Raw genomic sequence first — 8,126 nt, forward strand, 5'->3', positions numbered from 1 at the left:
AGACCCGGTCGATCCAGAGGCGGACGTCGGCGTCCCGCTCGGGTTCCGGGAGGGAGCGGGTGAGCCGTTCCAGGGCCGCCCGCAGCTCGTCGAGGGGACCCGCACCGCGTCCTCGTCCACCGCGCCGCGGTGCGAGACGACGCCGGCCGCGGTGCCGCGCCCGTCCGAGGTCACGGCGATCACGGTCAGCCGCGTGTCGGCGGTGAGGCCGCTCGACGTCAGCGCGTTGCCCGCCCACCGCGCGTGCGCCGTGGCGGCCTCGTCGACGATCGCCACGTAGGCGTCGGCGTCCTTCCCGGCCTCGACGGCCAGTTCCGCTAGCCTCACGCCAGCCCCTCCGCGCCGGTGTCGATGACCTCGATCCCCTCGAACACGGCCGCGGGGCAGCCGTGGCTGGCCGCGGCCACCTGCATCGGCTGGCCCTTGCCGCACAGGTCGGCGCCGAAGAGCCGGTAGGTGTCCTCGCCGCCGAGCGCGGCCAGCGCCGACCAGAACCGCGTCGTGGAGGCCTGGTAGGCGACCCCGCTCAGCTGGCCGTCCAGCCTGCCGTTGCGGATCCGGTGGCACCGCTGGGCGGTCATCTGGAAGTTCTGGCGCCGCATGTCGATGGACCAGCTGTCGGACCCGACGAGGTAGATCCCGTCCTCGACGCCCGCGATGAGGTCGCCGGTGGACGGGCCGCCGGGCGCGGGGCGGAGCCCGACGTTGGGCATCCGCGGCAGCGGCACGTGCATCGCCGACTCGGCGAACGAGCAGCCGTTGGAACGCCCGAGGCCCGCCAGGCCCGCGGTGCGCCGGTCGTGCTGGAAGCCGGTGAGCACCCCGTCCCGGACGAGGCTCCAGGACTGCGCCGCGACCCCTTCGTCGTCGAAGCCGACCGTCGCGAGGCCGTGTTCGGCCGTGCGGTCCGCGGTGACGTTCATCAGCGGCGAGCCGTAGCGGTGCGAGCCGAGCCCGTCCGGGGCGAGGAACGTCGTGCCGGTCGAGGACGCCTCGTGCCCCAGCGCGCGGTCCATCTCCGTGGTGTGGCCGACCGACTCGTGAACGGTCAGCCAGAGGTTGGACGGGTCGATGACGAGGTCGTAGCGGCCCGGCCGCACCGGGCGGGCGCGGAGCTTGGCGGCGAGGTGCGCGGGCAGCTCGGCCAGCTCGCGCTCCCAGTCCCAGCCCTCGCCGCCCAGGTACTCCCAGCCCCGGGCGACCGGGGGCCCGAGGGTGCGCAGCGTCGCCGTCCCGCCGCCGCGCGGGTCCGCGCCCTGGACGAAGAACAGCGGGTGGACCCGGATGCGCTGCTGGGCGGTCACCGTGCCCGCGAGATCGGCGTAGAACTTGTTCTCCCGGACGAGGGTGAGGAAGGCCAGCACGTGCTCGACCTCGGGCGCGGCCAGCAGCCGCCGGCTCCGGTCGGCCATGAGCGCGATGCGCTCCTGCTCGGGCACCTCGAACGGATCGACCCGGTACGACGAGATCCACGTCGTGTCGCGGTGGACCGGCTCGCCGACCGGCTCGCCCGAGCCGCCTCCGATCGCCGCGCACGCGCGGGCCACGGCCACCGCCTGCTCGGCGGCTCCGGCGGCGGCGCTCGCCGTCAGCTCGGGGGCGGCGGCGAAGCCGGGCACGCCGCGGTGCCACAGGCGCACGGCCAGCCCCGTGTCCGTCGTGTCCTGCCCGCCGCCGAGGACGCCGTCGCGCAGCAGCAGCCGCGCCGTCCGGACGCGGTCGAGGCGGAAGGACGCGTGCGCGGCCCCGAGCTCGGCCGCGCGGCCGAGCGCCGCGTCGGCCAGGGAGCGCAGCGGCAGGGCGGAGAACGAGGCGTCCATCCCACGTCGCACGCTGCCTCACTTTCCACGCCCGAACACGTCCTACTAGAAAAACATATTGCCTCTCCTCGGAAAAGGCGATCGCGGACCTCGAATCCAGCGGGAAGTCCGGGAACTCAATCCGCCGATCTGGGCGATAACTATAGTTTTTGATAGCATCGGTGATCGACGGCGTCCGCGCGGAGGGGACCAGGTCCCCCGCGGGACGACCGGGACCGGTGCGACGCCGAGGGGACGCGATGGACGATGCCGCGGCTGCTGCCGTGGGGGGCAAGGTCTGCGACGCGGCGACCGCGGCGGCCCTCGTCGAGGACGGGCAGGCCGTCGCGAGCACCGGCGTCATCGGCTGGATCACCCCCGACGCGGTCCTGCGCGCCATCGGCGAGCGCTTCGAGCGGCTCGGCTCCCCCCGCGACCTGACCTTCTTCTTCCCCTGCGCCACCGGCGACGCCATGGACATCGGCGGCATGGACGGCGTGGCCCGCGAGGGCCTGATGCGCCGCATCGTCGCCGGCTCCTACATCAATCCGCGGCATCCGCGCACCGGCACCCGCCCGGCGCTCACGGGCCTGATCCGCGACGATCTCGTCGAGGCCTACAGCTGGCCGATCGGCGCCGCCATGCACTGGCTGCGGGAGGTCGCGCGGCGGAGCCCGGGCTACCTCACCCGCATCGGCCTCGGCACCTTCGCCGACCCGCGCCACGGCGGCGGCCGCCTCACCGGGCGGGCCAAGGACGACCTGGTGGAGGTGGTCGAGCTCCGCGGCGAGGAGCTCCTGCTCTACCCCACCTGGCCGCTGGACGTGGGGGTCATCCGGGCCAGCAGCTCCGACGTCCAGGGCAACCTGTCCTTCGAGGACCTGCCGCTCACCTCCGCCGCCCTCGCCCTCGCCCTCGCCGTCAAGGCGAGCGGCGGCACCGTGATCGCGCAGGTGTCGCGGATCGTGCCGCGCGGGTCCCGGCCCGCGCGGGAGGTGCAGGTCCCCGGAGTGCTCGTCGACCGCGTGGTGGTCGCGCCGGGCGAGCTGATCGGGACGGAGGTGCGCAACGACCCCGGCTACCTGCGGCCGGTGGCGAACCCGGTCGGGCGCTTGCCGCGCCTGCGGTCCGGGCCGGGGAAGGTCATCGCGCGCCGTGTCGCGCGGGAGATCCGCCCGGGTGAGACCACGATCCTCGGGTTCGGCGCGGCGTCGAGCGCGATCCTGGCCATGGCGGAGGACGGCGCCTTCCAGGACGGCCGGCTGGACGACTACACCTTCACCACCGAGCACGGCTCCTTCGGCGGCGTCGTCATGGGCGGCTGGCAGTTCTCGGCCAACTACTCGCCCGAGGCGCTGGTCGACGGCACCTACCAGTTCGACTTCATCGACGGCGGCGGCTGCGCGCTCGCCGCGCTCTCCTTCGCCCAGCTCGACGCCGCGGGGAACGTCAACGTCAGCCGGTTCGCGGGCACGAGCCCGGGCGGCGGCGGGTTCGTCGACATCGCGCACAACGCGCGGCGGATCGTCCTCGGGGGAACCCTCACCACCAAGGGCCTCGAAGTGTCCTGCGACGGCGGCAGGCTGGACATCCTGCGGGAGGGCGAGATCCAGAAGCTCGTGCCCGAGGTCGACCACGTCACCTACGCGGTCCGCGCCGGTCTGGAACGCGGCCAGCGGGCCGTCGTCGTCACCGAGCGCGCCGTGTTCGAGATGACCTCCGAAGGACTCGTCCTGACGGAGGTGGCGCCCGGCGTCGACGTCCGGCGGGACGTCCTGGGGCAGATCGGCTTCCCGGTGCGTCCCGCCGCCGGCGTCACCGCCATGGCCTCCGAGCTCTTCCGTCCCTAGCCGCGCAACCGGGGAGATCGATGAACGCGATGGTCAAGCCCGACGAGCCGCACGGCCGCCGCTCCGGGGACCCGGCGCCGCCGCGCCACGACGCGGGACTCGTGTCGGCGGCGGCGGACGAGGCCGTCCCCGCGCTGTGGGCGATGGCCCAGCTCGCGACCCCGATGGCGGTGCGGGTGGCGGCGACGCTGCGCATCGCCGACCACATCGCGGCCGGGCTGCGGACCGTGCCCGAACTGGCGGCGGCCACCGGCGCCGACGCCGGCGGGCTCGCCCGCCTGATGCGCTACCTCGCGGTGCGCGGGGTGCTGACAAGGGACGACTCCGACCGGTACGGGCTGACCGCGCTGGGCGAGCCGCTACGCGGCGACCACCCGGGCGGCCTGCGCGCCTGCCTCGACGTCGAGGAGGGCGGCCGGGCCGAGCTCTGCTACGTCGAGCTGCTGCACAGCGTCCGCACGGGCGAGCCCGCCTACCCGCGGCGCTTCGGCCTCTCCTTCTGGGACGACCTGGCCGCCGAGCCCCGCCGCGAAGCCGCCTTCCGCGCCATGCTCCGGCCGGGCGGAGCGGACCGCGCGCGGCGGATCGCGTCGGCGTACGACTGGGCGTCCCTCGGCCGCGTGGTGGACGTCGGCGGCGGGGACGGCACGCTTCTGGCCGCGCTGCTCACCGCGCATCCCGGGCTCCGGGGCGTGCTCGTCGAACGGCCCCCGGCCACCGACGCGGCGCGCAAGGCGCTGGCCGCGGCGGGCGTCGCCGACCGCGCCGAGGTCGAGACGGGCGACATGTTCGGCCGGCTCCCGCCGGGGGCCGGGGGCTACGTCCTCTCGCTGATCGTCCACAACTGGGGCGACGACCCGGCGCGCGCCATCCTGGCCCGCTGCGCGGAGGCCGCGGGCGCGGACGGCTCGGTGTTCGTGGTGGAGAACGTCGGTCCGGACGGCGCCGGGCCGACCGGGCTGGACCTGCGGATGCTCGCCTACTGCGGAGGGAAGGTGCGGTCGCTGCCGGAGCTGTCGGCGCTCGCCGCCGAGGCCGGGCTCGGCGTCGCCTCCGTCCACCCCGCCGGGGCGGTGTCGATCGTCGAGCTCCACCCCGGCGGGTGACCGCCGCCGGAACGCGGCGGGCCGCGGCGGGCCGAGGAACCCCGCGCAGCGGCGACCACGAGGAATCTCGCGAAGGGACGAGGCGATGGCCACGGGGACGATGCAGCCGCGCGAGGCGCTCGCGGCGCTGGTGGGCGAGGGACTCAGGGATCCGTATCCGCTGTACGAGGAGATACGGGCGCACGGCGACCTGGTCGACGTCAAACCGGGGGTGATGGCCGCCGTCGGGTACGACGAGTGCGACCGGGTGCTCCGGGATCCGCGGCTGCGCGTCCAGGACGGGGACAGCTTCGACCTCTTCTACCCGGAGTGGCGGGCGCACTCCTCGCTGCGCGCCTACACCGACTCCATGCTCTACAGCAATCCGCCGGCGCACACCCGCCTGCGGCGGCTGCTGCGGGGCGAGTTCACGCCCCGGCGGGTGACGGGCTACGAGACGGCGATCGAGCAGATCACCGACCGGCTCCTGGACTCGCTGGCGGAGGCGGGCGCGGGCGGCGCGGCGGTCGACTTCATCGCCGAGTTCGCCTCACGGCTCCCGATCGCGGTGATCAGCGGGCTGCTCGGGGTGCCCGAGCGGGACCAGGCGTGGTTCCGGGCCATCGCGGCCGACGTGACGACCGCCCTGGAGGGGATCACGAACGCCTCCCGGCTCGCCCCGGCCGACGCCGCCATGGACGACCTGGCGGTGTACTTCGACGACCTGATCGAGCGGCGCCGCCGCTGCCCCGAGGCGGACCTCGTCAGCTCCCTGGTGCGGGTGCACGACGGCGGAGGCGGGCTCGGCCGCGACGAGCTGGTCGGCAACATGATGCTGCTGCTGACCGCCGGGTTCGAGACGACGAACTTCTTCATGGCGCACGCGCTCCTGCTGTCGTTCGAGCACCCCGGCCTCGCCGACCGCCTCCGCACCGAACCCGGCTTCGCCTCCGCCTACGCCGAGGAGGTGCTGCGGTTCGAGCCGCCGGTGCAGGCGACGAGCCGCTGGGCCGAAACGGACGTGGAGCTTCTGGGGAGGACCATCCCGGCGGGCACGAAGGTGGTCGCGATCCTGGCCGCCGGCAACCGGGACCCCCGCCGCTACCGGCGACCCGACCGCTTCGACCCGGACCGCCCCTACACCGCGCCGCTCACCTTCGGGGCCGGCGGCCACTTCTGCCTCGGGGCTCCGCTGTCGCGCCTGGAGGCGCGGATCGCGCTTCCGCGGCTGCTGCGCCGCTTCCCCCGCATCCGGCCCGCCGGGGAGCCCGTCCGCCGCGACTCGTGGGTGGGCCGCGGCATCGACCACTTCCCCATCGCGATCGGCTAGACCGCGCCCCGCGCCCGGCCCGTGGCAGGGCACCGGGGCTACGGCCTGGACGTCGGCGTCGCCGGCGATCCCCGGGACGAAGATCCCGTCCGCTCCCGCCCGCGCGTACGCCCGCGCCCGCCGCAGCGTCTCCTCCAGGTCCGGCGCGCCCAGCCAGAACGTGTCGACGCGGGCGTTGAGGAACACCCCCGGCGCGGCCTCCTTGACGGCCGCGATGACGGCCGCCTGGTCGCGGGCGGAGGCGAGGGCGCCGCCGGCGCGGCCGTCCTCCAGATTGATCCCGGCGATCCCGTACGAGGCGAGCTCGGCGGCGAGCGCGGCCACGTCGCCGGGCCGGTCGGAGAACCCGCCCTCGACGTCGACGGTCACCGGGACGGGCAGCCGCGCCAGCGTCCGGGCGAGCGCGATCGTCTCCGCGCGCGTGCCGCCGGCCCCGTCGGTCTTCCCGGCCGCCGCGGCGACGCCGAGGCTCGTCGTGCCGATCGCCGGGAACCCGGCCTCCGCCAGCGCCGCGCCGCTCGCGAAGTCCCAGGCGTTCGGCAGCACCAGCGGACGGTCCCCGTGGTGGAGCCGCCGGAAGCGGCTCGCCTTCTCCTCGCCGAAGTCCATGACCGGCAATCTAGGGGCGGGTCGTTTCAACGGGCGTCGAAGCGTCCGCCGCGCCAGGCCGGGACGGGACGCCGATCCGCGGCCACGTCGAAGGCGGCGCGGGCCAGCAGGCGGGTGGAGTCGAGCGTGGGCAGCGGCGAGGCCTCGGGCGTGACCAGGAGCGGGATCTCGGTGCACACCAGCGCGACCGCGTCGCACCCGCGTGCGGCGAGGCGCTCGATGATCCGGACGTACTCGCGGCGCGAGTCCTCGGTGAAGACCCCGTTGACCAGCTCGTCGAAGATGATCCGGTCGACGGTCTCCCGGTCGGCCGGGTCCGGGACCTCGGCGGCGATGCCGCGCGCCGCCAGCTCGCGCGGGTAGAGCGGCCCGTCCATGGTGTAGCGGGTGCCGAGCACGCCGACGCGCGTGCGGCCGTCGCGGGCGGCCTGGTCGGCGACGACCTGGACGATGTGCAGGCCGGGAAGCGCCAGATCGGCGCCGGGGTGTTCGAGGGCCAGGTGCGCGGTGTTGTCGGGGCAGACGAAGAAGTCCGCGCCCGCCGCGGCGAGCCGCCGGGCGCTCTCGGCCAGGATCTCCCTGATCGTGGCGTGGTCGCCGGCGTCCCACGAGGGCATGCTGCGCGCGAGCGCGATGAGGTCGAGCGTCACGTCCGGGTGGTCGTCGGGGCCCAGCTCGCGGAAGCCCTCCTGGCAGAAGGTCCGGAAGCACAGGGCGGCGCCTTCCGCGCTGTGGGCGAGGATGCCGAGGTGCCTCATGCTCAGTTCCGTTCGTTGTAGCGAACAATCGTCCAGTACAGTGAACACTACCTTCGGAGGGCGGGAGCGGGCGAGTGGATGTGATCGCGGTGATCGCGGCGTCGATCCGGCGGGAGCGCGAGCGCGCCGGGATGTCCCAGACGGAGCTGGCCAGGCGCGCGGGCCTGGCCAAGTCCACGCTCTCCCAGCTGGAGTCGGGCGCCGGGAACCCGAGCGTGGAGACGCTGTGGGCCCTGGCGACGGCCCTGGGCGTGCCCTTCAGCCGCCTGGTGGACCCGCCGCGCCAGGCCGTCCGGGTGATCCGGGCGGGGGAGGGGCCGGCCGCGCACTCCGACCGGGCCGACTACACGGCGACGCTGCTGGCGTCGTCCCCGCCGCACGCGCGCCGCGACCTCTACCGCGTCACGGCGGAGCCGGGCGAGCCGAGGGTCTCCGACCCGCATCCGCCGGGCACCACCGAGCACGTCGTCCTCAGCGCCGGCCGCGCCGTGGCCGGGCCCGCGTCGGGGCCGCTGGAGCTCGGACCCGGCGACTACCTCGCCTACCCCGGCGACGCCCCGCACGTCTTCGAGGCCCTGGCGCCCGGCACGGTCGCGGTCTTCCTGATGGAGCACCTTCGTCGGCGAGAACTTCGCCTGGCTGTCGTGGCAGACGGCCGCGATGGCCGGCTCCGGCGCGGTGCTGCTCGCCGCGGC

At 75.2% G+C, this 8,126-nt stretch carries 6 protein-coding genes and 2 pseudogenes; 4 read left to right on the forward strand and 4 right to left on the reverse strand.

Annotation, left to right across the window (positions count from 1 at the left end):
* Both AB0C69_RS33665 and AB0C69_RS33670 read right to left on the reverse strand, forming a co-directional pair.
* Positions 1–327 (reverse strand): annotated as a pseudogene (locus AB0C69_RS33665) (hypothetical protein); the annotation flags it as partial.
* Positions 324–1,832, reverse strand: a complete 1,509-nt coding sequence (locus AB0C69_RS33670; protein WP_360358957.1) for a TldD/PmbA family protein — start codon at positions 1,830–1,832, stop codon at positions 324–326. The pseudogene AB0C69_RS33665 and the gene AB0C69_RS33670, both read right to left, overlap by 4 nt.
* A 227-nt stretch (positions 1,833–2,059) precedes the next feature.
* Between AB0C69_RS33670 and AB0C69_RS33675 the strand changes: the two genes are divergently transcribed.
* The 3 genes from AB0C69_RS33675 (at position 2,060) to AB0C69_RS33685 (ending at position 6,064) form a co-directional block, all read left to right on the forward strand.
* Positions 2,060–3,649, forward strand: a complete 1,590-nt coding sequence (locus tag AB0C69_RS33675) for a CoA-transferase (protein ID WP_345182050.1) — start codon at positions 2,060–2,062, stop codon at positions 3,647–3,649.
* A 20-nt stretch (positions 3,650–3,669) separates the two neighbouring features.
* Positions 3,670–4,755: a methyltransferase gene (locus AB0C69_RS33680; protein WP_360358959.1), complete on the forward strand. Its 1,086-nt coding sequence runs from the start codon at positions 3,670–3,672 to the stop codon at positions 4,753–4,755.
* Positions 4,756–4,840: 85 nt separating this feature from the next.
* A complete protein-coding gene (locus AB0C69_RS33685; protein WP_360358961.1) occupies positions 4,841–6,064 on the forward strand; it encodes a cytochrome P450 in 1,224 nt (407 codons plus the stop codon).
* A 48-nt stretch (positions 6,065–6,112) separates the two neighbouring features.
* Here the strand turns inward: AB0C69_RS33685 and AB0C69_RS33690 are convergent.
* Positions 6,113–6,673: pseudogene (locus tag AB0C69_RS33690) on the reverse strand (isocitrate lyase/phosphoenolpyruvate mutase family protein); the annotation flags it as partial.
* A gap of 26 nt (positions 6,674–6,699) precedes the next feature.
* A complete protein-coding gene (locus tag AB0C69_RS33695; protein ID WP_360358963.1) occupies positions 6,700–7,431 on the reverse strand; it encodes an amino acid racemase in 732 nt (243 codons plus the stop codon).
* Between the two features lie 74 nt (positions 7,432–7,505).
* Here AB0C69_RS33695 and AB0C69_RS33700 point away from each other — a divergent pair.
* A partial coding sequence (locus AB0C69_RS33700) for an XRE family transcriptional regulator (protein ID WP_360358965.1) occupies positions 7,506–8,126 on the forward strand: 621 nt, incomplete at its 3' end.

It is taken from the genome of Actinomadura sp. NPDC048032 (genome assembly GCF_040653175.1).
Lineage (GTDB): Bacteria > Actinomycetota > Actinomycetes > Streptosporangiales > Streptosporangiaceae > Spirillospora > Spirillospora verrucosospora.

Coding starts and splice junctions, on each gene's coding strand:
- AB0C69_RS33685 (WP_360358961.1), top strand. CDS start 4,841: ATGGCCACGGGGACGATGCAGCCGCGCGAGGCGCTCGCGGCGCTGGTG.
- AB0C69_RS33675 (WP_345182050.1), top strand. CDS start 2,060: ATGGACGATGCCGCGGCTGCTGCCGTGGGGGGCAAGGTCTGCGACGCG.
- AB0C69_RS33695 (WP_360358963.1), bottom strand. CDS start 7,431: ATGAGGCACCTCGGCATCCTCGCCCACAGCGCGGAAGGCGCCGCCCTG.
- AB0C69_RS33680 (WP_360358959.1), top strand. CDS start 3,670: ATGAACGCGATGGTCAAGCCCGACGAGCCGCACGGCCGCCGCTCCGGG.